This is a genomic window from Streptomyces sp. NPDC033131, from assembly GCF_055578365.1.
Genome location: NZ_JBVIPA010000049.1, coordinates 1 through 25,011, shown reverse-complemented (window position 1 = coordinate 25,011; position 25,011 = coordinate 1). Strand labels below are relative to the sequence as shown.

The 25,011-nt window shown below is 70.2% G+C and carries 16 protein-coding genes and 1 pseudogene; 13 read left to right on the top strand and 4 right to left on the bottom strand.

The window, feature by feature from the left end; translation table 11 throughout:
- Positions 1 to 51: 51 nt before the first annotated feature.
- The 9 genes from ACZ5XS_RS39185 to ACZ5XS_RS39145 are packed head-to-tail and all read left to right on the top strand — an operon-like array spanning position 52 to position 17,499.
- Positions 52 to 1,926, top strand: a complete 1,875-nt coding sequence (locus ACZ5XS_RS39185; protein WP_468659631.1) for a DUF4091 domain-containing protein — start codon at positions 52 to 54, stop codon at positions 1,924 to 1,926.
- Positions 1,923 to 5,579, top strand: coding sequence for a beta-galactosidase (locus tag ACZ5XS_RS39180; RefSeq protein ID WP_468659629.1), 3,657 nt, complete (start codon positions 1,923 to 1,925; stop codon positions 5,577 to 5,579). Before ACZ5XS_RS39185 ends, ACZ5XS_RS39180 begins: the two co-directional genes overlap by 4 nt.
- Positions 5,579 to 7,609, top strand: coding sequence for a glycoside hydrolase family 31 protein (locus tag ACZ5XS_RS39175; protein ID WP_468659627.1), 2,031 nt, complete (start codon positions 5,579 to 5,581; stop codon positions 7,607 to 7,609). The genes ACZ5XS_RS39180 and ACZ5XS_RS39175 overlap by 1 nt, the downstream gene beginning before the upstream one ends.
- A gap of 10 nt (positions 7,610 to 7,619) precedes the next feature.
- Positions 7,620 to 8,870 carry an SGNH/GDSL hydrolase family protein gene (locus ACZ5XS_RS39170; protein WP_468659625.1) on the top strand — a complete coding sequence of 417 codons (1,251 nt, stop codon included), beginning with the start codon at positions 7,620 to 7,622 and terminating at the stop codon, positions 8,868 to 8,870.
- A gap of 9 nt (positions 8,871 to 8,879) precedes the next feature.
- Positions 8,880 to 11,048 (top strand): GDSL-type esterase/lipase family protein, encoded by a 2,169-nt coding sequence (locus ACZ5XS_RS39165; protein WP_468659623.1) that lies wholly within the window; start codon positions 8,880 to 8,882, stop codon positions 11,046 to 11,048.
- An 11-nt stretch (positions 11,049 to 11,059) separates the two neighbouring features.
- Complete coding sequence (locus ACZ5XS_RS39160; protein WP_468659621.1) at positions 11,060 to 12,508, top strand: alpha-L-fucosidase; 1,449 nt, start codon at positions 11,060 to 11,062, stop codon at positions 12,506 to 12,508.
- A gap of 5 nt (positions 12,509 to 12,513) precedes the next feature.
- Complete coding sequence (locus ACZ5XS_RS39155) at positions 12,514 to 13,458, top strand: hypothetical protein (protein ID WP_468659619.1); 945 nt, start codon at positions 12,514 to 12,516, stop codon at positions 13,456 to 13,458.
- Positions 13,455 to 14,351 (top strand): beta-glucosidase, encoded by an 897-nt coding sequence (locus ACZ5XS_RS39150; protein ID WP_468659617.1) that lies wholly within the window; start codon positions 13,455 to 13,457, stop codon positions 14,349 to 14,351. The genes ACZ5XS_RS39155 and ACZ5XS_RS39150 overlap by 4 nt, the downstream gene beginning before the upstream one ends.
- Positions 14,352 to 14,376: 25 nt before the next feature.
- Positions 14,377 to 17,499 (top strand): alpha-N-acetylglucosaminidase TIM-barrel domain-containing protein, encoded by a 3,123-nt coding sequence (locus ACZ5XS_RS39145; protein ID WP_468659615.1) that lies wholly within the window; start codon positions 14,377 to 14,379, stop codon positions 17,497 to 17,499.
- An 80-nt stretch (positions 17,500 to 17,579) separates the two neighbouring features.
- Here the strand turns inward: ACZ5XS_RS39145 and ACZ5XS_RS39140 are convergent, their stop codons facing one another.
- Positions 17,580 to 18,752, bottom strand: coding sequence for an FAD-dependent monooxygenase (locus ACZ5XS_RS39140; protein ID WP_468659613.1), 1,173 nt, complete (start codon positions 18,750 to 18,752; stop codon positions 17,580 to 17,582).
- Positions 18,753 to 19,090: 338 nt separating this feature from the next.
- Positions 19,091 to 19,852 carry a DeoR/GlpR family DNA-binding transcription regulator gene (locus ACZ5XS_RS39135; RefSeq protein WP_468659611.1) on the bottom strand — a complete coding sequence of 254 codons (762 nt, stop codon included), beginning with the start codon at positions 19,850 to 19,852 and terminating at the stop codon, positions 19,091 to 19,093.
- 357 nt (positions 19,853 to 20,209) lie between these two features.
- Between ACZ5XS_RS39135 and ACZ5XS_RS39130 the strand changes: the two genes are divergently transcribed.
- From ACZ5XS_RS39130 to ACZ5XS_RS39120, 3 genes are read left to right on the top strand one after another with little or no spacing between them, the layout of a single operon-like run.
- Positions 20,210 to 21,487: an extracellular solute-binding protein gene (locus tag ACZ5XS_RS39130; protein WP_468659609.1), complete on the top strand. Its 1,278-nt coding sequence runs from the start codon at positions 20,210 to 20,212 to the stop codon at positions 21,485 to 21,487.
- Position 21,488: 1 nt separating this feature from the next.
- Positions 21,489 to 22,544 carry a carbohydrate ABC transporter permease gene (locus ACZ5XS_RS39125; protein ID WP_468659607.1) on the top strand — a complete coding sequence of 352 codons (1,056 nt, stop codon included), beginning with the start codon at positions 21,489 to 21,491 and terminating at the stop codon, positions 22,542 to 22,544.
- 50 nt (positions 22,545 to 22,594) lie between these two features.
- Complete coding sequence (locus tag ACZ5XS_RS39120) at positions 22,595 to 23,374, top strand: carbohydrate ABC transporter permease (protein WP_468659679.1); 780 nt, start codon at positions 22,595 to 22,597, stop codon at positions 23,372 to 23,374.
- Between the two features lie 54 nt (positions 23,375 to 23,428).
- On the opposite strand, the gene ACZ5XS_RS39115 is transcribed toward ACZ5XS_RS39120, so the two are convergent.
- On the bottom strand, positions 23,429 to 24,283 hold the full coding sequence (locus ACZ5XS_RS39115) for a class I SAM-dependent methyltransferase (protein ID WP_468659605.1): 855 nt from the start codon (positions 24,281 to 24,283) through the stop codon (positions 23,429 to 23,431).
- A gap of 75 nt (positions 24,284 to 24,358) precedes the next feature.
- Here ACZ5XS_RS39115 and ACZ5XS_RS39110 point away from each other — a divergent pair, with 75 nt between their 5' ends.
- A complete protein-coding gene (locus ACZ5XS_RS39110; protein WP_468659603.1) occupies positions 24,359 to 24,790 on the top strand; it encodes a helix-turn-helix domain-containing protein in 432 nt (143 codons plus the stop codon).
- 75 nt (positions 24,791 to 24,865) lie between these two features.
- Here the strand turns inward: ACZ5XS_RS39110 and ACZ5XS_RS39105 are convergent.
- Positions 24,866 to 25,011: pseudogene (locus ACZ5XS_RS39105) on the bottom strand (threonine dehydratase); the annotation flags it as partial.

Below are 25,011 nucleotides of genomic sequence, written 5' to 3'. Positions count from 1 at the left end.
CCGGGAAACGGGCCACTCCCTGCACGTCCATGAGAGAGGGAACCCACCCCCATGGCACGTACGTCCTCAGCTGTCGCCGGCTTCGTCGCGGGCGTGGTCGTTGCCGCGAGCACCACCGCGATAGCCGTCACCGGCACCACGGATACGACCTCCGGCTCCGACCTCAATTCCAAGGCCACCACCACCTGGCTGACCGTCAAGGTCGCCGACGCCATGGGCACCAGGGACACCATCACCTGGGTTCCCACCGGCTCCTTCGGCGGCTCCGCCGAGGAGCGGGTCCCGCGCTACCCGATGACGGCCATCCAGGGCAAGGACACCAAGGAGCTCAAGCTCTCCGCGGTCCGCAACGAGCAGGTCTCGGCGCAGTTGGCGATCGCCTCCGGGCAGAACCTCGACGACGTCAAGGCCGTGGTCGGTGACCTCACCGGACCCGGCGGCGCCAAGCTGACCGGCGCCGACACGCAGGTCCGGTTCGTCAAGTACGTGCCCGTGCAGCGCTCCAAGAGCGAGGTCGACTGGTCCGCCACCATCGACCAGGTCAGCTCCGGCAAGGAGGTGTCCGGCGACCGCAACCCCGACGTGGTCGGCGACGCGCTCGAGGAGCGGTCCTCCGTGGACGTACCCGCGTACGCGGCACAGCCGCTGTGGTTCACCTTCAAGATCCCCGAGAAGGCCACGCCCGGCACCTACACCGGCATGGTGAAGGTCAACGCCGACGGCCGAACCCAGTCCACCTACCCGCTGACCATCGAGGTCGCGGACGCGAGCGTGCCCGACCCGAAGGACTACGACTTCTTCCTCGACGTGTGGGCGCAGCCGGAGACGATCGCCAAGAACCACGGCGTCAAGCTCTGGTCCGACCAGCACTGGAAGCTGATCGAGACGTACAACCGCGACCTGGCCTCGCGCGGCCAGAAGGTCATCAACACCACCATCGTCGACAACCCCTGGCACCACCAGTGGTCGCTCGGCACCCGGGAGTCGCAGACCGCCACGCCGTACACCAGCATGGTGGGCTGGGCCTGGAACGGTACGTCGTTCTCCTTCGACTTCGCCCGCTGGGACAAGTACGTCCAGACCGCCCGACGCGCCGGGCTCGGGCCCGACATCGGCGCCTTCTCCATGCTGGCGTTCCAGGACCAGGAGCACCTCACCTACACCGACACCCGCACCGGCAAGACCGTCTACGAGAACGTCGACCTGGGCGGCGACCGCTGGCGGGAGGCGTGGGGAACGTTCCTGCCCGCCTTCGAGAAGCATCTGAAGGCCAAGGGCTGGCTGGAGAACACCTGGCTGTCCTTCGACGAGCGGCCCATCAGCACGATGACGGTCGTCAAGGACTTCGTCCACGAGGTCGCGCCGGTCTTCGACGACCGGATCTCCGTGGCCGGTTCGATCAGCACCGAGGGCGTCGCGTCCAACCTGTCCGTCGACTGGGGCGGCATCGACGCGATGACGAAGGAGAAGGTGGCGGAGCGGCGCAAGGCCGGCAAGACCACGACCTTCTACGTGTACGGCGCGCCGGCCCACCCCAACACGCTGTCGTACTCGCCCGCCGTCGAGTCGCGGATGCTGCCGTGGATCTCCGCCCAGCGGAACCTGGACGGCTTCCTGCGCTGGTCCTACAACAGCTGGACCAGTGACCCCTTCAAGCAGCCCGTGCACATCTTCACGCAGGGCGACGAGTACCTGGTCTACCCGGGCAAGAACGGCCCGATGTCCAGCATCCGCTGGGAGCAGCTGAAGGAGGGCATCGAGGACTACGAACTCATCGCCCAGCTGCGGAAGAAGGACGGCGGCACCGACAGCGACGCCCTGACCGAGGCCCTCACCACAGCGACCCGCGACCTCGACGGCCGGTCGAAGGACGTCAACGACATCGAGACGGCCCGGACGGCGGTCGTGAAGGGGCTGACCTCATGAGAGCGAAGTGGAAATCCCTGCTGCTCGCGACGGCACTGAGTGTCATGCCCTTGACCAGCACAGGTGCCGCCGCGGCACCGGCCGAGGCGCGGGCGCAGGCCCAGGCCCCGCACACCGTCACCTACGACCAGTACGCCGTCAAGGTCGACGGCAAGCCCCTGTACCTCTGGGGTGCCGAGCTCCACTACTTCCGGCTGCCCAGCCCCGACGCATGGCGCGATGTCCTGCAGAAGATCAAGGCGGGCGGATTCAACGCCGTCTCCCTCTACTTCGACTGGGGCTACCACTCGGCCAAGCCGGGCCAGTACGACTTCACCGGCATCCGTGACGTGGAGCGACTGCTCGACGAGGCCGAGCGCGCGGGCCTGTACGTGATCGCCCGCCCGGGCCCGTACATCAACGCCGAGGTCTCCGGCGGCGGCATGCCCGCCTGGCGGAAGACCCAGGCCGGCGTGAACCGCACCTCCGAGCCGGAGTACCTGAAGGCGGCCCGGGAGTGGATGAGCCGGATCAACCCGATCATCGCGCGACATCAACTGACGCGCGGTACGGGCAACGTGATCCTCTATCAGGTCGAGAACGAGTACCAGGGCGGTCGCGAGGACGCCGACTACATGCAGACCCTCATCGACTGGGCGCGCGAGGACGGCATCGACGTCCCGACCTTCGTCAACGACGGCGGCGCCAACCAGAACTGGGTCAGCGGCAAGGGCGCCCCGGACATCTACGGCTTCGACGCCTACCCGCAGGGCTTCGACTGCAAGGACCCCGACGCCTGGAGGAACCTGCCCGACTACTCGTACGTCAACGAGTGGAAGCCCGAGTCCCCGCTGATCATCCCGGAGGCTCAGGGCGGTGCCTTCGACCCCTGGGGCGGCACCGGATACCAGGACTGCGCGAAACTCACCGGCACCGACTTCACCCGGGTGTTCAGCAAGATGAACATCGCCGCAGGGGTGAGCGGCCAGTCCTTCTACATGACGTACGGCGGCACCAACTGGGGCTGGCTCGCCGACCCGAACGCGGTCTACACGTCGTACGACTATGGGGCCCCGATCAACGAGTCCCGCCAACTGACGGACAAATACCAGGAGTTCAAGCGCCTGGGCTACATGGTCAACTCCGTCACCTCGCTGGCGCGCACCGACAAGGCCGAGGCGCCCACTCCCTCCGACGAGGCACTGCGCGTCGACCGGCGCGTCAACCCCGACGACGGCACCCAGTTCTTCACCGTCCGGCACGCCGACACCCGCGTGAAGGACAAGGACGAGACGACCCTGTCGCTGAAGGGCGCGGACGGCGACTACCCGCGCGTGCCGCAGCAGGGCACGATCACCGTCGACGGCCGGGACGCCAAACTCCTCGTCGCGGGCTACGACCTCAGCGACACCCAGCGGCTCGTCTACTCCACCTCGGAGATCATGACGCACGCCGAGATCGGCGGCCGCGACGTGGCGCTGCTCTACGGGCGTGAGGGCGAGGCCGGCGAGACCGTCCTGCGGTACGCCGAGCGGCCCGAGGTCACCGTCCTCGACGGCGAGGTCACCACCACCTGGGACGCCGAACGCGGCGACCTGCGGCTGAACTACACCCACAAGGGCCTGGCCCGGGTGCTGGTGAACGGCATGGAGCTGCTGATCGCCGACACCGCCGAGACCGCCCACTGGTGGCAGCAGGACACGGCCAAGGGCCCGGTCCTCGTACGCGGACCGTCCCTCGTCCGTACCGCCGAAATCGCAGATGGCACCCTGAAGTTGACCGGCGACTCCACCAAGGCCGCGAAGATCGAGGTCATCGCGGGCGCCAGGACGGTGACCTGGAACGGCCGCAAGGTCGCCGTCACCCAGGCGCCGCGCCCGGTCGAGCTGCCCGCGCTGACGACGTGGAAGTACAAGGAGGAGGCACCGGAGTCCGCCCCGGGCTTCGACGACTCCTCCTGGACCACCGCCGACCGCCTCACCGCCAACAACCCGGAACTGGCCGGATCGCTCCCGGTCCTCGCGATGGACGAGTACGGCTACCACCACGGCAACGTCTGGTACCGCGGCCGGTTCAAGACCACGGGCCAGGCGACCGGGCTCGCGCTGACCGCCAACACCGGCCCGACCGGCCAGTACGCGGTCTGGCTCAACGGCCGCCACCTCGGCTCCTCCGGAGACGGCGCGCACACCTTCGACATCCCGGCGGGCACGCTGAAGGACAGCGCAGACAGCGCAGACAACGTCCTGTCCGTCCTCGTGGAGAACGCGGGCCACAACGAGGAATGGGGCCACGACTACTCCAAGGAGCCGCGCGGCCTGCTCGGCGCCGAGGTGGTCGGCGGGGCCTCCACCGTCACCTGGAAGATCCAGGGCAGCCGCGGCGGCGAGGACCCCGTGGACACCGCCCGGGGCCCGTACAACAACGGCGGGCTGTACGGGGAGCGGGCGGGCTGGTCGCTGGCCGGTCATCCCGACGGCAGCTGGAAGAACACCACGCTCGCCGGGCAGAGCGCGAAGACCGGGACCGGCGTGCGCTGGTACCGCACCTCAGCCCGGCTCGATCTGCCGCAGGGCCAGGACAACGCGATCGCCCTCGATCTCGCCGAGGCGGAGGGCGGCGGCACCGGCTACCGGGCGCAGATCTTCGTCAACGGCTGGCTGGTCGGCCGCTATCTGCCGGACACCGGACCCCAGACACGGTTCGTCATCCCCAAGGGCATCCTGCGCGAGCAGGGCGGCAACACCATCGCCCTGGCCGTGTGGTCCACCGAGGCCGGAGCGGGCCCGGGTTCCGCCAAGCTCGTCGACCTCGGCGCCACGGCGGGCGGGATCAAGATCGGCACGGTGGCAGCGCCCTCGTACGACGCCAAGACGTACGCCATGCCGGAGTCGGGTGCCCGGGTCACCGTCGACGCCGAGCCGTTCCTGAGCACCGGCACCGCCGCCAAGGTCCCCGTCGCCCTCACCGTGCCGAAGGACGCGCCGGCCGCCCGGAACGTCGAGCTGGCGCTGAAGGTCCCGGACGGCTGGACCGCGACCACCGGCGACACCACCCGTTTCGCCCGAGTGCGGCCCGGCGACACGGTGACCGCGGACTACACCGTCACCCCGCCCGCCGACCCGGTCCACTACGCCGTCCTGTCGGCGACCGCCAAGCTCACCCAGCCCGGCCGTCCGGCCACCGTCACCGGTGTACGGGCCGTGCAGGTGCCACCGGCCGGACTGTCCGCCGACGCCTATGTGAGCGACCTGACCCTGGTCAAGGCGGTCAACGGCTGGGGCCCGGTGGAGAAGGACGCCTCCAACGGGGAGAACGCGGCCGGTGACGGCCGTCCCCTGAGCATCGGCGGCACCACCTACGCCAAGGGCCTCGGCGTCCACGCCAACAGCCAGGTCCGGGTCTATCTCGGTGGGGGCTGCACCCGGTTCACCGCGACCGCCGGGGTGGACGACGAGGTCGGCGACAACGGCAGCGTCTCCTTCGAGGTGATCGCCGACGGCCGCTCCCTCTTCGACAGCCCGGTGCGCTACGGCTCCGACGGCGGCACCGCGGTCGACGTGGACGTGACCGGCGCCCGCTGGCTGGACCTGCTGGTCGACGGGGACGGCGACGTCTCCACCGACCACGCCGACTGGGCCGACGCCAAGCTCACCTGCGGCGGCGGTGCCTGATGCCCTCGGTGAGACGGACCGTCCGGCACGGCTCGGCGGCGCTGCTCCTGACCGCCCCGCTGCTCGGCACGGCGGCCCCGGCGACCGCCGCCGAGCCCGGACCGATCACTCTCGCGATGCCGCGCTACGAACTGCGCCTCGCGACCGACCGGTTGACCCTCACGACCGTACGGGCAGGGCGGACCGTCCTGGCCACCGCGCCCGCGGCGTTCCGGTTCCGGATCGGCGCCGACTGGCACCTCGTCCGGGAGGTCACCGGCAGCAGGCGTGACGGCAACACCGTGCGCGTCACCGCCGCCACCGACCTGCCGGGCGTCACCGTCGAGCTGCGGATCACCCTGCGCTCCGACCGCTACGACGTGAACTGGTCCCTGTCGGGCGCCCGGACCGACGCGCTCAGCACGGCGTACGACCTGAGCAGCGCCGGGCACTGGTACGGCCACGGCGAGAACAGCGACCAGACCGTCCAGCCGTGGCCGCTGGACTCCGGCCAGGTCGTGGACACCGGATTCAGTCCGGCGTCCTACCAGGTGGTCTCGCCCTTCTGGTACACCTCCACCGCCACCGGGCTGCGGGCGGACACGGACGAGCCGATGGACGTGCGGATCAACTCCGGCGGCAACGGGCTCGGCGAGTTCACCGTCACCGGCGAACGGCCCGCCGCCTCCACGGTGTTCGTGGAGGACACCCCCGCCGAGGTGTACCGCGACCACATCGCGCTGGTCGGCAAGCCCGAACGCTCCGACACCTCCTACGAGCAGTACGCCACCCCCCTGTGGAACTCCTGGGCCCAGCTCTACGGCGAGCAGAATCAGGAGAACATCCTCGAATGGGCCCGCGCGCTGGACGGCGCCGGGCTCGGCGGGCACGCGGTACAGGTCGAGGAGAGCGTGATCGCCGCCGACTTCGACGAGCGCTTCCCCGATGTGCCTGCCCTGTCCGGGGAACTGGCCCGCCTCGGCTTCGACCTCGGCATGTGGACCGGCCTGTACATGCCCGAGACCGCCGCCGACTTCTCCGAAGCCGTCGACAACGGGTACCTGCTGAAGGATCCGTCCGACCCGACCAAGCCGTGTCTCTTCACCTGGTGGAACGGCCGCCGGACAGGGCTGATCGACCTGGCGAACCCGGCCGCCCGTCAGTGGTACACCGACGGTCTCCACGCGCAGACACGGGAGTTGGGGGTCGCCGGGTTCAAGTTCGACACCGCCTTCTTCGACGACCGGTGCGCCCCCTACCCGGGGGCCACCCGCGCCGACTACGTGACGTACGGCACCGAGCTGGCCGACGAGTTCGACCAGCAGGGCGCCGGACTGCGGGTCGCGTGGAACGCCGCGCAGGACAAGGGCTTCGCCACCCGCACGGCCGACAAGCCGACCACGTTCGGCGGGCTGCGCGCCGCGGTCTCGGCCAACCTGGCGGTCTCGACGATCGGCTACCCGTTCGTCGAGACCGACATGATCGGCGGCTCGCTCGGCTATCCGCCGCCCACCAAGGAGGTCCTGGCCCGCTGGGCGCAGGCGGCGTCCCTGATGCCGCTGATGTACGCCTCGACCTCGCCCACGGGTGTCCGGGACGCGACGACCGGCGAGTGGGTCGGCTACGACAAGGAGACGGCCGGCCTCTACCGGTCGGCCATCACCACGCACGAGCGGCTGGCCCCGTACATCTGGGACCAGGTGCAGCAGACGCTGAAGACCGGCGATCCGATCATGCGGCCGCTGTTCTTCGACTTCCCGGAGGACGAGGCGAGTTACACCGTCTCCGACGAGTGGATGCTCGGCCCGGCCGTGCTGGCCGCGCCGAAGCTCGACGAAGGCACCACCCGGGACGTCTTCCTGCCGGCCGGCACCTGGCGTGACGTCACGAGCGGCAAGGTCGTCCGCGGCCCCGTGACGCTCAGGAACCACCCGGCGCCGCTCGGTGCGACCCCGGCGTTCGTCAACCTCAGGGCCAAGGGCGCCACCAAGGCGTACCAGGCGCTCGCGCGCACCGGTGCGGAACAGTCGCGCACCGGCGCGGAACAGTAAGGGGCGGCAGATGCATGGGATACGCGGCAGGCTCGCTGCTCTGCTCCTGGCGGTCTCGGCCGTCGTGGCCGGGACGGTGGCGCCCGTCGAGGCCGGGACGCCGTCCTCCGTCGAGGCCGGTCAACAGGGCGACCGGCGCGGCTGGACGGGGACCTGGGCGACGGCGGCCAGCGAGCACTTCGAGGTCTCGGGGATGTCCGAGGTGACGGTACGGATGCCGGTGCACACCAGCGTCGGCGGCTCCTCCGTACGCATCCGCCTGACCAACGCCTACGCCACCGACCCGATCACGGTCGGACACGCGACGGTGGGCCTGCGTGACGGCGGTTCCGCCGTGGAGCGCCCGTACGACGTGCGGTTCGGCGGAAAGCGCGAGGTCACCATCCCGGCGGGCGGCGAGGCGGTCAGCGATCCGGTCCGCCTGGCCGTGCCGGCTCTGACCGACCTGGTGGTCAGTCTCCATCTGCCCGGTCGGGTCACGCACATCACCGACCACTGGTGGGCGCAGCAGACCGTGTACTGGACGGACTACGGGGCGGGCGACCACGCCGCCGACACCGCCGGTGACGCCTACACCTGGACCACCACGAGCTGGCCCTTCCTCAGCGGCGTCGACGTGACCGCGCCGCGGACCGGGTCGGTGGTGGCGCTCGGCGACTCGATCACCGACGGCTCCTTCTCGACGCCCGACACCAACCAGCGCTGGCCCGACCTGCTCTCCGCCCGGCTGAACGCCTGCCGGCCCGGCGCCGGGGTGCTCAACGCGGGCATCACCGGCAACCGCATCACCGCCGGTACCCCGACCAACCCCTCCGCCCTGGACCGCCTCGAACGGGATGTGCTCTCCCAGCCGGGGGCGAAGACCCTGATCCTCTTCGAGGGCATCAACGACCTCGGCGGGGCGAGCGCCGAGCAGATCATCGCCGGGATGACGGAGATCGCCGACCGGGCGCACCGGCGCGGGATGCGGGTCGTCGCCGCCACCATCACGCCGTACAAGGACTTCACCTGGGGCGGCTGGAGCGAGGCGACGGAAGCGCGGCGACAGCAGGTCAACGCGTTCGTCCGGGACTCCGGCGGGATCTTCGACGACTACGCCGACTTCGACAAGGCGGTACGGGACCCGGCGGACCCGCGGCTGCTGGGCGCCGCGTACGACTCCGGTGACCATCTGCATCCCAACGACGCCGGCATGAAGGCCTTCGCCGACTCCATCGACCTCGCCGAACTCGGCCTCGGCCTCGGCCGCGCGTGTTCCTGAGGAGGACCCATGTCTGGACCGCTTGAACACCTGCGCGGACACGTGCGGGGACACCGAAGACTCGCGGCCCTGGCCACAGCCCTGGCGGCCACCCTGGCAGCCCTGCTCCCGGCGACCCCGGATGCGGCCGCGGCCGAGACCAAGCCCGCGGAGTGGACGGGGACCTGGGCGACCGCTCAGCACGCCTCGTACGACCCGGGCACCTCGGAGGTGACGGTACGGATACCCGTGCGGGTGAGCGCCGGCGGGTCGAGCGTACGCATCCGCCTGACCAACGCCTTCACCACCGAGCCGGTGACCGTCGGCCACGCGACCGTCGGGCGCCGGGGCGGCGGCTCCGCCGTCGCGAAGCCGTACGAGCTGCGGTTCGGCGGCAAGGACGAGGTGACAATCCCCGCCGGGGAGCAGGCGGTGAGCGATGCCGTCAGGATCCCCGTGCCGGCCCGGAGCGACCTGGTCGTCAGCCTGTACTTCCCCGGCCGGCTCACCCACATCAGCCAGCACTGGATGGGCCTGCAGACCGTCTACTGGACGCCCGACGGCGGCGGCGACCACGCCGGGGACGCCGAAGGGACCGCTTTCACCAGGACCGACTCGACCTTCCCCTTCCTGACCGGCGTCGACGTACGCGGCGGCGACACGGCGGGCTCCGTCGTGGCGCTCGGCGACTCCATCACCGACGGCGCGTCCTCCACGTCGAACGCCAACCGGCGCTGGCCCGACTACCTGGCGGGACGGCTGTCGGCCTGCTCGGCCACCGCCGGAGTGCTGAACGAGGGCATCAGCGGCAACCGGATCACGGCCGGCGTCGACGGCAACCCGTCGGCGCCGGCCCGGCTGGAACGCGACGTGCTGTCACAGCCGGGCGCCCGGACGGTGATCCTGTTCGAGGGCGTCAACGACCTCAGCTGGGGCGGCGCCACCGGCGACCAGGTGATCGACGGCATGAAGGAGATCTCGCGCCGGGTCCACGCCCGCGGGCTGCGCCTGATCGGCGCGACCGTCGTGCCGTACCGCGGCTGGGGCGACTGGTGGACCGAGGCCAAGGAGGCCGACCGGCAGAAGGTCAACGCGTTCGTACGTGACTCCGGCGGCGTCTTCGACGACTACGCGGACTTCGACAAGGCCGTACGGGATCCGGACGACCCCACCCGCTACGCAGCCGCGTTCGACTCCGGTGACCATCTGCACCCCAACGACACCGGCATGAAGGCGTTCGCCGACGCCGTCGACCTCACCACCCTCGGGGCGGCCCGCGACTGCCCGTCGGCCCGCGTCCGGCTCACCCCCTACCGGCCGAGCCTGGAGGCCGGCGGCGACGGAACTCAGATCACGTCGACCGTCACCAACACCGGTCCCACGAAGGTCACCCAGGTCAGCACCCGTCTCGATCTCCCCGACGGCTGGTCCGCCGAACCGGCCGGCAGCACGCGGATCCGCTCCCTCGCCCCGGGCGACAGCGCCACCCTCACCTGGACGGTGACCCCGGCCGCCGACGCGGTCTGGGGCACCCACGAGATCGGCGTACGCACGTCCTTCGTCCAGGACGGCCGAACCCGGCACGACTCCGACAGCGTGGACGCCACGGTGACCCCCACTCCCTCCGAGGTGCGGGCGCCGTACCTGACGACCGCCACCACCCCCGAACAGCCCCAATACGCGCAGAACGGCGACCAGTTCGCGATCTGGGCGGGCGGCCAGGACCTGTCCGGCTGGAAGGACGAGAAGGCGGCGGTCTACCTCGCCGACGCCGCGCCGCCGTCCGGCACGGTGACCGCCCGGGTCGCCGGTCAGACCGGCAGCGGACCGTCCGCCAAGGCGGGAATCGCCGTCGCCAACGACCTCACCGCACCGGAGGCGGGCGGCTACGCGGTGCTCACCATGTCCGCGCAGTTCGGCCTCGAGTTCCTGACCGACAGCGACGGCGACGGAAAGCTCGACACCTGGGCCGGCGGCGGCAGTTCGTACCACCCCGCCTGGCTGAAGCTCGTCCGCGACGGCACCGCCTACACCGCGTACGCCAGCTCCGACGGCACCGCCTGGCAGCAGGTCGCCACCGCCACCGTGCCGTCCGCGAGCGGCACCGGCGACGCCGGGCTGGTCGCGAGCGCCGTGAACCTCAACCACCCCGGCCAGATCACGACAGCGCTCTTCGACTCCTTCTCCTCGCACGAGTGAAAGGCACATCCATGGCAGTCGACCGCAGGCACTTCATGACCACCGCGGCCGCCCTCGGCGGCGCGGTGCTGCTCGCCCCGCCCGGCACCGCCCAGGCGCTCGCGCAGGGCGCTGTCTCCGGAGCCCCGGGCATTCCCGACTACCAGCCCGTCAAGGCGTCCCTCGACACCCATCCCGTGCCGCGCTGGTACAAGGACGCCAAGTTCGGCATCTTCGTCCACTGGGGCATCTACTCGGTGATCGCCGGCGCGACCCCGAGAAGCGCCTCCGAGTGGTACCTGTGGTATCAGAGCACCAAGGACACCGCCGAGTGGAAGTACCACCGCGACACCTACGGCGAGGACGTCACCTACGACGACCTGATCCCGCAGTTCCAGGCGGAGAAGTACGATCCCGACGCCTGGGTGAAGCTGTTCGAGCAGGCGGGCGCCGAGTACTTCGCGCTGACCAGCAAGCACCACGACGGATTCGCCCTCTATCCCAGCAAGGTGACGAACCGTCACTCCGTGGCGTACGGCCCGAAGCGCGACCTCGTCGGTGAGCTGATGACCGCGGCCCGCAGACGCGGCACCGTGCGCCCGGGCCTGTACTACTCGCTCGGCGAGTACTTCAACCCGGCGATCGGCCGGCCGATGCGCAACTTCTACACCGACCAGGAAATCCCGATGACCGGCTACAAGCCGGTCCAGGACTACATCGGCGACTACGAACTCAAGCAGCTCTACGAGATCATCGACCGCTACGACCCGGAGCTGCTGTGGGCCGACGGACAGTGGTTCCGGCCCACCGGCAACCCGCCGTGGCGCAGCGAAGAACCCATGGCCCACTACTACAACCAGGCCAAGAACCGTAAGTACCCCAAGGGTGTGGTGATCAACGACCGGTTCGACACCCACTTCGACTTCGCGACGTACGAGCAGCGCACCAACCCCACGATGGACCCGCAGAAGTGGGAGTGCTGCATGACCATGGGCTACTCCTGGGGCTACAACAAGCACGAGCCGGACGAGGACTACAAGACCTCCGAGTTCCTGATCCAGCTGCTCGCCGACGTGGTCAGCAAGAACGGCAACCTGCTGCTCAACATCGGTCCCAGGGCGGACGGCACGATCCCCGAGATCATGCAGGAGCGGCTGCGGGACATCGGCGCCTGGCTGAAGGTCAACGGCCCGGCGATCTACGGGTCGACGCCCTGGGTGCGGGCGGAGGAGGAGGGCGGCTCGCTCGGTATCCGCTACACCGTCTCCCCGGGCAAGTTCAACATCATCGTGCTGGGCGCGCCCAGCGGCACCCTCTCGGTGCCCGGCGACATCCCCATCAGTGCCACGTCCCGAATCCGGCTGCTCGGCACGAGCGGCAGTCTGCGGTGGACCCGCCGTGACGGAAAGATCAACATCGCCGTCCCGTCCTCCCTGCCCAGCGACATCGCCAACGTCTTCACCGTCGACTGGGTCCGGTGACCGGCATGGGAACTCGTAACGGTACCCAGTTCGACGCCCTGGGGCCCACGCTCACCGTCACCACGGAACCCGCCGAGCCGGCCGGCGGTGACACGGTCACCGCCACCGCGGTCCTCACCAACGACTGCCCCTTCCCGCTCCGCAACGCCGTGCTCCACCTGATCGATCCGGGTGCCACCACGGCGGCGAAGACCATCCCGCTCGGCGACCTGCGGCGCGGCGCGAAGACCACCCGGCGCTGGGAGACGGCGATGTCGGCCGACGTGGCCGGGAACGTGTCGTTCACCGCGCACGTGGTCTTCGACGTCGACGGGCACAGCAGCGACTGCGCGCGGTCCGCGAAGACGTTCACCGTCCCCTACGAGCCCAACGGGGTGCGGGACCCGTACCGGACGTTCGCCACCACCGACGACGCCGAGTTCGGCCAGTACGGCAGCCAGTTGGTGGTCTGGGCGGGCGGCCGCGACTTCTCCGGCGGCACCGACGAGAAGGGCGGCATCCTCCTTCCCGGTTCCGCCGCCGAGTCGAGCGTGGTGCAGGTCAAGACGGTCAGCCTCACCGGCAGCGACAACCCCACCGCCAAGTACGGCATCGCCGTCGCCAACGACCTCACCGCCCCGGAGAAGGGCGGCTACGCCGTCCTCACCATGTCGAAGTCGTTCGGCCTGGAGTTCATGACCGACAGCGACGGCAACGGACGGCTCGACACCTGGGCCGGCGGCGGCGGCTCCACCCACCCCGCCTGGCTGCGCCTGGTCCGCGACGGCACCACGTACACCGCGTACTCCAGCGTCAACAACGGCCTTTCCTGGAACGAGATCGCGAGCGTGAACGTCCCCTCGGCGAGTGGCGCCATGGACGCCGGCGTGGTGGCGAGCGCCGTGAACCTCAACTACCCCGGCACGACCGTCCAGGCGGTCTTCGACCACTTCACGGTGGAGGAAGCATGAGTCCCTACCGCTCCGACGAGGACTTCCTCGCCCCGCCCGTCTCGATCACCATCGAGCCGTCGGCCCCCGAGCCCGGTCAGGCGGTGACACTGACGGCCGAGCTCACCAACACCACGCGGATCGCGCTGCGCGGCACGGTGCTGTATCTCTCCGTGGACGGTTCCGGCCAGGCGTCTTTCGTCCTCGGCAAGGTGGTGCCCGGCAGGTCGGTGACCCGCACCTGGAAGACCCGGCTCTCCGACGACGCCGAGGGTGTGGTCCCGCTCGTCGCGCACGCGCTCTTCGACGTGCACGAGGACGGCTCCGACTGCACTCGCGCCACTTCGCGGCTGCGACTGCCGTACAGGTCGCCGGCCGGTGCCTTCGACAACGCCGGCATCTCCTCCGACGACGCCACCACCACCGCCGACATCGACGGCTCGCGTTCCAGCCTGTCCGCCGAGGCGCTGGCAGCGGCCGGACTGACTCCCGGCGCCTCGGTCACCTACGGCGGGACGGCCTTCACCTGGCCGGACACCGAGCCCGGGGCCAAGGACAACGTGGTGTCCTCCGGGCAGACCGTACGGCTGTCCGGCACCGGCTCGCGGCTGGCGTTCCTCGGCACCTGCACCTGGGGCGACGGCCAGGGGTCCGGGAAGGTCGTGTACGCGGACGGTACGGAGCAGGACTTCTCCGTCGAGGTCCCCGACTGGTACTGGGCGAACCCCGCGGCGGCGGTGGTCCTGCCGTACCGCAACACCCCCTCCGGCCAGGACAGGAACCCGGTCAGCCTGTACACCTTCGGCGTCGACCTGGAGGACAAGGAACTGCACTCCGTCGTGCTGCCGAAGGTCAGCGACGGCCTGCCGAGCGGTAGTCCCGCGCTGCACATCTTCGCGATGACCGTCGCCTGAACCGAGAAGTTGAGAAAGGACGTTCATGACAGGCAACCAACATCTCAGCCGCAGACGCCTGCTGACCGGAGCGGCCGCGCTCGGCTCAGTGGTCCTGCTGACCCCGCCGTCAGGTGCCCACGCCGCACCCGCGGCCGTGGACGAGGCCGCGAAGCCGTTCGACACGACCCCCGCGTCGGTCGCGCTGCGACGGCTGCTGCCCGACCACCACCGGCAGGTGACGCTGCGCGCGTCGGCCGCCGACGGCGCCGACCGGTTCAAGGTCACCGGCCGGGCCGGCGCGATCACGGTGGAGGGCACCAGCCCGGCGGTGCTGCTCACCGGCCTCAACACGTATCTCGCGCGGGTGGCGAAGGCCGACATCTCCTGGAACGGCGAACAGCTGAACCTCCCCAGGCTGCTGCCGGCCCCCGAGGCGGAGATCACCGGATCGGCGAACGTGCCGCACCGGTTCGCCCTCAACGACACCAACGACGGCTACACCGGCCCCTATCGGACCTGGGACGCGTGGGAGCGCGAGCTGGACGTGCTCGCCCTGCACGGCATCAACAGGGTGCTGGTCTACACCGGCGGGGACGCCGTCTACTACGACACCTTCCGGCAGTTCGGCTACTCCGACGCCGAGATGCGGGCGTGGATCCCGGCGCCGGCCCATCAGCCGTGGTGGCTGCTGCAGAACATGTCCGGGTTCGGCGGCCCGGTGTCCCGGCGGCTCATCGAGAGGCGCGCCGAGCTCGCGCGGAAGATCGCCGACCGGGTACGGGAACTGGGCATGACGCCGGTCCTGCCCGGCTACTTCGGCACCGTGCCGGACGACTTCGTCGCCAAGCACGGCGGGGACGCGGCCGTGGTCCCGCAGGGCGACTGGGGAGCCTTCAAGCGACCCGACTGGCTCGACCCGCGCACGACGGCCTTCGACGAGGTGTCCGCCGCCTTCTACCGGGCCCAGTCGGAGCGCTTCGGCGACAGCACGATGTACAAGATGGACCTGCTGCACGAGGGCGGCAACCCCGGTGACGTCCCGGTGGACGAAGCCGCGGCAGCCGTCGAAGGGGCGCTCCAGAAAGCCCACCCGGGCGCGATCTGGGCCATCCTGGGCTGGCAGTCCAACCCGTCCACGGCACTGCTCGACGGGGTCGACAAGTCCCGGATGCTGATCGTGGACGGCCTGTCCGACCGCTACACCACCGTCACGGACCGGGAGAGCGACTGGGGCGGCACCCCGTACGCCTTCGGCAGCATCTGGAACTTCGGCGGCCACACCCCGATGGGCGCCAACGCCCCGGACTGGGTGGAGCAGTACCCCAAGTGGCGTGACAAGGAAGGCAGCGCGCTCGCCGGGATCGCGGCGATGCCGGAGGCAGCCGACAACAACGCGCCCGCGCTCGCGCTCCTCACCGACCTGGCGTGGACACCGGGCACCATCGACCTCGACGACTGGTTCGCCGCGTACGCCGTGTCCCGGTACGGAGGCGAGGACCCGCACGCCGTCGCCGCCTGGAAGACGATCCGCGACACCGCGTACAACATGACCCGCAAGGACGGGTGGAGCGAGGCGCCCGACGGGCTGTTCGGCGCCCGGCCGAGTCTGGGCGCCAACAAGGCCGCCGCCTGGGGCCCGGAGGCCGACCGCTACGACACCACGGTCTTCGATGCGGCCCTCACCGAACTGCTCCTGGTCGCGCCGCGGCTGCGCGACAGTTCCGCCTACGCCTACGACCTCGCCGACGTGACCCGTCAGGTGCTGTCCAACCGCAGCCGGGTGCTGCTGCCCCGGATCAAGGCGGCGTACGAGGCCGGGGACCGCGCCGGCTTCGACCGGCTCACCAAGACCTGGCTCAACTGGATGAAGCTGATGGACAGGGTGCTGGCCACGTCCCCGCAGCACCTGCTCGGACGGTGGCTGGCCGACGCCCGGTCCTGGGGCGGCACCAGGGCCGAGAAGGACCAACTGGAGTACGACGCGCGGTCGATCATCACCACCTGGGGCGGCCGGGAGAGCAGCGAGGAAGGGCTGCACGACTACGCGAACCGGGAATGGGCGGGACTCGTCGGAGGCCTGTACCTCACGCGCTGGAAGACGTACTTCGCCGAGTTGTCCGCCGCGCTCGCGGCCGGCCGGCAGCCGGCCGACATCGACTGGTTCGCGCTGGAGGACCGCTGGGCGCACCAGCACGACAGCTATCCGGTGAAGACGACCGGCGACGTCCACAAGCTGGCCCGGCAGGTACGGGACACCCTCGTCGCCGATCCCGACCAGGTGACGCTGACCGCGTCCGCCGACCGGGGCGCGGTGGCGGAGGGCCGCCCGGTCACGGTCACCGTGGCGTTCACCAACCGCAACGGCTTCGGACCGGCGACGGACGTGACGCTGTCCCTCGACGCACCGGAGGGCATGACCGCCGAGCCGGCCGGCACGACCACCACGGCGTCCCTGGCCCCGGGCGAGACCTTCTCGGCGACTTTCACGGTCACCCTCACCCAGGCCACGAGCGCGCTGATCTCCCGGGTGCCGGTGAGCGCGTCCTACCGGACCGGCGGCACGCGCGGTTCGGCGTTGGCGAACGTCCGTCTGATGGCGGGCACCGGCGTGGACGAGCCCTACCGGACCGCCTCCTTCAACGACGCGGTCTTCGGCCAGGCCGGGGACGCCATCGCCATCGAGGGTGCGGGCGCCGACCTGTGGAGCTCCACCAACGAGTTCGCCACGGTCTACCGGGCGGCCGCCTTCACGTCGTCCTCGACCGCCACGGTCCGGGTCACCTCGCAGGACACCACCGGTGGCTGGGCCCGCGCCGGGCTGATCGTCCGCAACGACCTGGCCGAGAACGGCTCGGCCGGTTACGTCAATCTGGCGGTGACTCCCTCCAACGGCTGCGCGCTGTCCTGGGACTCCGACGGCAACGGCCGGTTCGACGCCATCGAACTGGCCGGTTCCCTGGCCGCCCCGGTGCACCTGCGGCTGACGCGCTCCGGCGCCACGTACACGGGCGAGTGCAGCCGCGACGGTGTCACGTGGACCAAGGTCGGCACCGCCACCCCGGGCGGCGTCACCGACACCCAGGACATCGGCGTCTTCATGACGGCTGCCAACGGCTGGACCGACACCCGCGGGATCGCCGGGTTCGAGGACTTCTCCGTCGACTGAGCAGCCAGTCGGGCCGGACGTTCGGGCCGCGGCCGCACCACGTGTCTTCGGCCCGGCCGTCGCCGTACGCCCCCTAGCGTTCACACCTGTTCGTCAGGGGCGCCGGCCGCCCACGTGGTCGCTTGCGGCATCAACCCGTGCCCGGCCGCGTACGCCGCCATGCGGGCGTTCCTCGCGCGGGCCTCGGGGCCGTCCGGCAGGTGGAAGTCCTCGCCCGTCCGTGCGGAGGTGGCCTGCGTGCTCGTGGCCGCCGCCAGCCGTCGGCGCACGTACCGGTCGAGCGCGTCGGGTACCTCGGCCGGTGTCGCACCCGCGAGGGCGTCGCCGAGCACGGCCGCGTCCAGAAGCGCCTGGGCCGCGCCCTGGGCCTGGAACGGCACCATCGCGTGGGCGCTGTCGCCCAGCAGCGTCACTCGCCCGATGTTCCAGCGCGCGAGCGGAACACGGGTGTGGATGCCGTAGCGGAACACCTGGCCCGCGCGTTCGAGGACGGCGAGCACCCGGGAGTCCCAGCCGTCGAACTCCCGCAGCTGCTCTCCCGGTTCCGCCCGAGCGGTCCACGACTCCTGCGCCGCCTCCGCGCGGAACACGGCCACGACGTTGAGCAGTTCCCCGCCTCGCACCCAGTAGTGCACGAAGTGCCGGTCGGGCCCGAGCCAGACCCCGGTGTCCGGCAGGTCCAGATCGGCCACCTCGTCGACCGGGAGCAGCGCCCGGTAGGCAGCGGTCCTCGAGAAGAGCGCCTCATCCGCGCCGAAGAGCCACTGGCGGGCTGCGGACCGCACCCCGTCCGCGGCCACGACCAGGTCGGCGACCAGGCGCTCGCCGCTCGCCGTCGTCACACAGGCGCACTCGTCGTCCTGGTCGATTCCCACGACAGGGGTGTTCAGGCGCATCGACCGGGTCGGTACCGCGGCGGCCAGCGCCTGCTGCAGATCGGCCCGGTGGACCTGGAGGTAGGGCGCCCCGAACGCCTCCTCGGCCTCCCGGCCCAGCGTGTAGCGGCAGATCTCGGCCCCGTCGGACCAGGTGCGGAAGCTCATGCCGGAGGGGCGGGCGGCCTGTGCGGCGACCGCGTCGAGCCGGTCCAGCCGACGCAGCACGCGCGTGGCGTGGGGCGCGAGTTGGATCCCGGCACCGGCCTCCGTGAGCAGCGGCGTCTGCTCGACCAGCGTGACCTCGTGGCCGGCGCGGCGCAGGCTCAGCGTCGCCGCCAGTCCGCCGATGCCCGCCCCCACGACGATCGCTTTCATGCCACGACCTCACTTCGCCACACCCGCGCGCCCACGTCCTGACCGGCGACCTGGCCGAACCCGAGGCCATCGGTGGGTGCGGCCGCTGGATGGCTCGCCCACCTGCTCGACCGTCAGCTCGGGCAGAGTATCGAACAGAACCGCACCGCCGTACGGGCGTTTCGGCCCACGTCGTGCGCGGCGACCGCGCCCCCGCACCGGCCGGGCGGGGGAGGGGCCGCGCGACGCAGGTGGGCGAGCCCGGGTGGAAGTGGCGCCGACAGAGGTCCACCAGGCGTTCCGCCACGGCACGGGAGCCGGTCAGCGGGACCCGCGAGCCGCCTCCGGGATCGTGAGTCTCATACGTCGACCACCTCGACCACCTCGACTCCCGCCTCGCGCAGCTGGGCACAGGTCTTCTCGTCCGCCCCGGAGTTGGTCACCACGACGTCGAGCTCCTGCGGCCCGCACACCCGGGCCATTCCGGTACCGGGGAACTTGCCCGCGTCCGCGAGCAGGACGACCTGGGCACTGGCGGCGATCATCGCCCGCTTGACGGGCACCTCGACGGCGGTGGTGTCCAGCACCTGGCCGTCGGGACGGACCCCGCTCGTGCCGAGGAACAGCCGGTCGGCGTGGATCTGCCGCAGGTTGTCCTCGGTGAGGAAGCCCACCAGCGAGCGGTAGTCGCGCCGGACCACGCCGCCCAGGAGGATCAGCTGGACGTTCTTGTCGTCCTGCAGTTCCTCGTAGACGGCCAGGTTGCTGGTGATCACGGTCAGGGACCGCCCGTGCAGATGGCGGGCCACCCGGTGAGCGGTGGTGCCAATGTCGAGCAGGACCGTCTCACCGTCCTTGACGAGATCTGCGCACCAGGCGGCCAGGGCGTCCTTGGCCTCGACCCGGACCGCCGCCACGTCGGCGAACGGGTCGTCCTCGCCGAGGAGGGGCGCGGCGCCGCCGTAGACGCGTTTGAGCAGTCCCTCGTCCTCCAGTTGCACAAGGTCACGCCGGATCGTGGCCTGACTCGCCCCGACCTTTTCGGCCAGGGAGGTCACGCTGGTGGGACCGTCGGCGCGCAGGGCGCGAAGGATCAGCTCATGTCTGCGGTCAGGGAGCATGCAGCTGACCCTACTCGTCAGCCCGCCAAACTCAAGCAAAGTCGCGCATGAATGTCTCGATAGCTGCTTGACTCTTGTCAAATCCGCGCACTGGGTGCACTCTCTTGCGTAATTCGAGCCGGGTTCGGGCCCCACTCCGGTCGGTCGAAGCGGATCAGCGGCGCTTTTCGCCGCCACTCACGCGTCGGCACCGTCTGAGAAGACCACGTCACACGTTCCGGCCGGCGAGGTGCGTTCGCCGGCCACCGTCCCTCATCAGCCATCCGGGCCCCCGCTCTCCCCGCCCTCGCCCATGACTCCCAGGTCCTAGCCGGACACGCCGAACACGCCGAACACGCCGAACACCAGGAGAAGACCGTGGACCTTTCCCGCAGACGTTTCCTTCAGGCCGCCGTACTGACGGCAGCCGCGGCCGGTGCCACCGCGGCGTGCGGTGGCGGCGCCACGACGAGCGGCAGCAAGAACGACAAGAACCTGAGCCTCTGGTACTGGTCGGGCGGTCTGAGCGACAAGGTCGTCGCGGACGCCAAGAAGCACTTCTCCGACATCACCCTCAAGTCCTCGATGGTGGGCGGAGACTTCAAGACCAAGCTGCTCACCGGCCTGAGATCCGCGCAGGCCGCCCCGGACATCACCGGCATCAAGGGCGAGGACATCGCCTCGTTCCTGCCCAACGCCAATCGCTTCATCGACCTGAAGACCGTCGGAGCGGACAAGCTGGTCCCGCAGTACCTGTCGTGGAAGCTGAAGCAGGCCACCAGCCAGGACGGCAAGCTCATCGGCTTCCCGATCGACATCGGCCCCTGCGCCATGTACTACCGCGAGGACCTCTTCGCGAAGGCGGGGCTGCCCACGGACCCCGCCGAGGTCTCCTCCCAACTGTCCACCTGGGACGACTACTTCGAGGCCGGCGTCGAACTGCACAAGGCCCTGCCCAAGACCTTCCTGATCAACAACATCGGCGCGGTGTTCTCGATGATCATCGGCCAGGGCACCCAGCGGTTCATCGACGAGGACAACAAGTTCATCGGCGACCAGGACCACATCCGCGCCGCCTGGACCACCTCGGTGAAGCCCTACACCCTCGGCATCGACGCGAAGATCAACGACAACACCTGGAACGCGGCCGTCGCCGGCGGCACCCTGGGCACCGCACTGGGTGCCGCCTGGTACGCGCTGGACATCACCAACGCCGCCCCTGGCACCAAGGGCAAGTGGCGGGTGGCGAGCCTGCCGAGCGGGCCGTCCAACCTCGGCGGGTCCTTCCTGGCGCTGCCCGCGACCTGCGGCAACCCCGAAGAGGCCTTCAAGATCATCAGCTGGATTCTCAGCCCGGAGAACCAGGCCCGCGGCTTCACCGACGCGGCCCTGTTCCCGACCGCCCCGGCCGCGTACAAGCTGCCGGCGCTGACCGGCGGCGACCCCTTCTTCGGCGGTCAGAAGACCATCGAGATCTTCGGCCCGGCGGCCGAGAAGATCCCCGCCGTCTACGAGGCCCCGGCCGACGCGGCGGTATCGGCGCCCTTCTACAGCGAGCTGACCAGCGTCGAGGCCAAGGGCAAGGACCCCGACACCGCCTGGAAGGACGCCGTCAGCCAGGCCCGGCAGATCGCCCAGCGTCAGGGAGTGAAGTGACATGTCGTCAAGCCCGGTAGCCGGCCCGGCCGCGACCGGACCGTCCTCCGGACCCGACACCGCGCCCGCCGGCCGGCCGGCCCCGGACCGCCCACGCGGTCCGGGCCGGCACGGCCGCCGGATCCGGCCGGTGTCGGCCGGGGCCCGGCGCGGGCCGAGGCGGAAGACCGCCCGATACTGGCCGCAGTACCTGGCCATATCGCCGTACTACGTGCTCTTCTCGGTCTTCATGCTCTTCCCGGTGCTCTACACCGTGTTTCTGGCGTTCCAGAAGTGGGACGGCATCGGGGACATGCAGTTCGTCGGGTTCCAGCAGTTCCGGTTCCTGTGGGACGACCCGGTGTTCTGGCTGTCCGTCCGCAACACCCTCGTCATCTGGGTGCTGTCCACCGTGCCGATGCTCATGCTGGCACTCGTGCTCGCGGTGCTGGTGAACTCCACCAAGCGCCTCACGGCCTTCTACCGGATCGCCCTGTTCATCCCCAGCATCACCTCGCTGGTCGCCATCGCGATCTTCTTCGGCGCCGTCTTCAGCAACAACTTCGGCTTGATCAACGCCATCCTGAAGTCGGTGCACCTGTCGGCCGTGCCGTGGATGAGCAACGAGTGGACGATCAAGCTGGTGATCGCGGCCCTGATGACCTGGCAGTGGACCGGCTACAACGCCATCATCTACCTGGCCGGCCTCCAGGCCATCCCCTCGGAACTCTACGAGGCGGCCAGGATGGACGGGGCCGGCCCGGCGCGGATCCTCTTCTCCATCACGATCCCGCTGCTGCGGCCCATCATCCTGTTCACCGTGGTGATCTCCACCGTCACCGGCCTGCAGAGCTTCACCGAACCACAGGTGCTCTTCGGCAGTGAGGCCTCCACCAACCCCAACTCCGGCGGACCGGGCCAGGCGGGTCTGACCACGCTGCTGTACTTCTACCACCAGGCCTTCGACAACAACGACTTCGGCTACGGCGCCGCGATCGTCTGGGCCTTCTTCCTGCTGATCCTGCTCATCGTCACCATCAACTGGCGCCTGGTGCAGCGTAAGGAGCGACGGCCGTGAACAGCCAGAACCGCAAGCGGGTCCGCGGGCTGAGCGTCCACCTCATCCTGATGACCGGTGTCGTCATCTCGGTGTTCCCGTTCTACTGGATCGTCGTCATGGCGACGAACACCTCGCAGGACATCTACAGCTACCCGCCGAAGCTGTGGTTCGGTTCCCGCCTCGGAACCAACATCCAGCACCTGTTCGACAAGATGGACTTCTTCGGGTCGCTGTTCAACACGGTGATCGTGGCGGTCGGAACGACCCTGCTGGTGCTGTTCTTCGACTCCCTGGCGGCCTTCGCATTCGCCAAGTACGACTTCCCCGCCAAGAAGTACCTGTTCGGCCTCCTGCTCGGGATGTACATCCTGCCGACCCAGCTGGCGATCATCCCGCAGTACGAGATCATGGTGCAGCTGGGCTGGCTGGGCACGCTCCAGGCGCTCATCGTGCCCGCCGCCGCCAACGCCTTCGGCATCTTCTGGATGCGTCAGTACACCAGCAGCGGCGTCCCGGACGAACTGCTGGACGCCGCCCGGATCGAAGGCGCCGGCTTCTTCCGCCTGTACTGGCACGTGGTGCTGCCGTGCGTACGCCCCGCCCTGGCGTTCCTCGGCATCTACACCTTCATCGCCGCCTGGAACGACTACATCCTGCCGCTGGTGATGCTGGTCAACCCCGACCGCCTCACCCTCCAGGTGGCGCTGGCCCAGTTGTACGCCGGCCACTCCACCGACTACAGCATGGTGATGTCCGGGGTGCTGCTGTCGGTCATACCGCTGGTGCTGGTGTTCACCTTCTTCGCCCGCGGGTTCATCGCCGACGCCACCAAGGGGGCCTTGCGCTGAGGGTGGTGGCTGGACCGATCCTCGACGGACGGTCGTGAACGCGGTCCTCGTGTCCTACGACGCGGTCGACGCCCGGGCGCCGACCAGCCAGCAGGCCGCGGTGAAGCGGACCTCTGTGGCGTGCACAAAGGTGTCGAAGGCGGCGCGGACCGTCTCGACGACCCGTGCGCGGGTCTGCTTGTCCGTCGCGGGCAGCACCTGACTGACCGGACCGAGTCGGGTGAAGTAACCGACCAGCTCCTTCTCGGGCAGGGTGCAGACCACGTCGACCGGCCGGATGTCGATCCCGGTCCAGCCGCTCTCCTCCAGAATGCGGTGCACCCGGTCCGGGTCCGCGAAGGCGAACTGCCCCGGCTCGTCCGGCCGGCGGGCGGGGAGGTCCGGCAGCAAGGGCGCCGCGGCGCGTTCCGCCGTCGTCATGAACGGATTCTCGTCGGGGCCGCGCCAGGTGACGAACCGGAGCCGGGCGTCGTCCCGCGCGGCACGCCGCAGGTTGGTGAAGGCCCGGACGGAGTCCCTGAAGAACATGACACCGAAGCGCGACATGACGGTGTCGAAGGTGGCGGGCTCGAACGCGTGATCCTGCGCGTCGCCACGGACGAAGGAAGCCTGGGTGCCCTCCCGCTCGGTGCGCGCCCGGGCGGCGGTGATCATCGGTTCGGAGATGTCGATGCCGACGCAGCGGCTCTCCGTGCCCAGCCGCCGCGCGACGGCCAGCGTGGTGCCGCCCGTACCGCAGCCGACGTCGAGCACGTGGCGCCCCGGTTCGGCGAGTACCGCCTCGACGAGCAGGTCTTCGAAGGGCCTGAGCATCTGGTCCAGAACCGCCTCGGCCTCGACCCAGGCATGGGCGGCGGGCCCGTTCCAGCGGGCCGCCTGTTCGTCCTCGGTCCTGCGAGCGCTGTCCATGATCGTCTCCTTTGCTTGCCTTGCCGGGGGCGGAGATGACACCGTCCTACTTCAAGTCGACTTGAGGTCAAGAGGATGACAGACCTGGACATCGCCGAGGTGGCGCACCGCGCCGGGCTTCCCGCTTCGACGCTGCGTTTCTACGAGGAAAAGGGCCTGATCGCCCCGATCGGCAGGCGGGGCCTGCGCCGTCAGTACGATCCCGGCGTACTGGAGCGGCTGGCGCTGATAGCCGTGGGGCGCACCGCCGGTTTCTCACTCGACGAGATCGCCCGCATGTTCGCGCCGGACGGACAGCCCCGCATCGACCGGCAGGTGCTCGCGGCCAAGGCGGAGGAACTGGACAGGACGATCCGCGAACTCGGCGTCCTGCGTGACTCCCTACGGCACGCCGCTGCCTGCCCTGCGCCGAGCCACCTGGAATGCCCCACCTTCCGCCGCCTCCTCAAGGCCGCCGCGTCCGCCGCTGTCACAGTGCGGAGGCAACGGACTCCGCCGCCACCGTGAGGCGGACGACGGGCCTCGCCCCTCGCCGGAGGCGCGTCCGGCGGGACTTCCCGCTCCGCCCGCCGCCCTCACCGGTCAGGGAAGGTGCAGGGGAGCGGGGCCGACCCAGCGGTGGTAGGCGTCTGTGTCGACGTTGCTGCCGCACACGATGGTGACCACGTGTCGCCCTGCGAAGCGGTCACGGTCCTCGAGGATCGCCGCGATGCCGAGCGCGGCCGACG

What these genes read in the sequence shown, in the direction of transcription:
- ACZ5XS_RS39185 (WP_468659631.1), top strand. Translation starts at nt 52, where the DNA reads ATGGCACGTACGTCCTCAGCTGTCGCCGGCTTCGTCGCGGGCGTGGTC.
- ACZ5XS_RS39180 (WP_468659629.1), top strand. Translation starts at nt 1,923, where the DNA reads ATGAGAGCGAAGTGGAAATCCCTGCTGCTCGCGACGGCACTGAGTGTC.
- ACZ5XS_RS39175 (WP_468659627.1), top strand. Translation starts at nt 5,579, where the DNA reads ATGCCCTCGGTGAGACGGACCGTCCGGCACGGCTCGGCGGCGCTGCTC.
- ACZ5XS_RS39170 (WP_468659625.1), top strand. Translation starts at nt 7,620, where the DNA reads ATGCATGGGATACGCGGCAGGCTCGCTGCTCTGCTCCTGGCGGTCTCG.
- ACZ5XS_RS39165 (WP_468659623.1), top strand. Translation starts at nt 8,880, where the DNA reads ATGTCTGGACCGCTTGAACACCTGCGCGGACACGTGCGGGGACACCGA.
- ACZ5XS_RS39160 (WP_468659621.1), top strand. Translation starts at nt 11,060, where the DNA reads ATGGCAGTCGACCGCAGGCACTTCATGACCACCGCGGCCGCCCTCGGC.
- ACZ5XS_RS39155 (WP_468659619.1), top strand. Translation starts at nt 12,514, where the DNA reads ATGGGAACTCGTAACGGTACCCAGTTCGACGCCCTGGGGCCCACGCTC.
- ACZ5XS_RS39150 (WP_468659617.1), top strand. Translation starts at nt 13,455, where the DNA reads ATGAGTCCCTACCGCTCCGACGAGGACTTCCTCGCCCCGCCCGTCTCG.
- ACZ5XS_RS39145 (WP_468659615.1), top strand. Translation starts at nt 14,377, where the DNA reads ATGACAGGCAACCAACATCTCAGCCGCAGACGCCTGCTGACCGGAGCG.
- ACZ5XS_RS39140 (WP_468659613.1), bottom strand. Translation starts at nt 18,752, where the DNA reads ATGAAAGCGATCGTCGTGGGGGCGGGCATCGGCGGACTGGCGGCGACG.
- ACZ5XS_RS39135 (WP_468659611.1), bottom strand. Translation starts at nt 19,852, where the DNA reads ATGCTCCCTGACCGCAGACATGAGCTGATCCTTCGCGCCCTGCGCGCC.
- ACZ5XS_RS39125 (WP_468659607.1), top strand. Translation starts at nt 21,489, where the DNA reads ATGTCGTCAAGCCCGGTAGCCGGCCCGGCCGCGACCGGACCGTCCTCC.
- ACZ5XS_RS39120 (WP_468659679.1), top strand. Translation starts at nt 22,595, where the DNA reads ATGACCGGTGTCGTCATCTCGGTGTTCCCGTTCTACTGGATCGTCGTC.
- ACZ5XS_RS39115 (WP_468659605.1), bottom strand. Translation starts at nt 24,283, where the DNA reads ATGGACAGCGCTCGCAGGACCGAGGACGAACAGGCGGCCCGCTGGAAC.
- ACZ5XS_RS39110 (WP_468659603.1), top strand. Translation starts at nt 24,359, where the DNA reads ATGACAGACCTGGACATCGCCGAGGTGGCGCACCGCGCCGGGCTTCCC.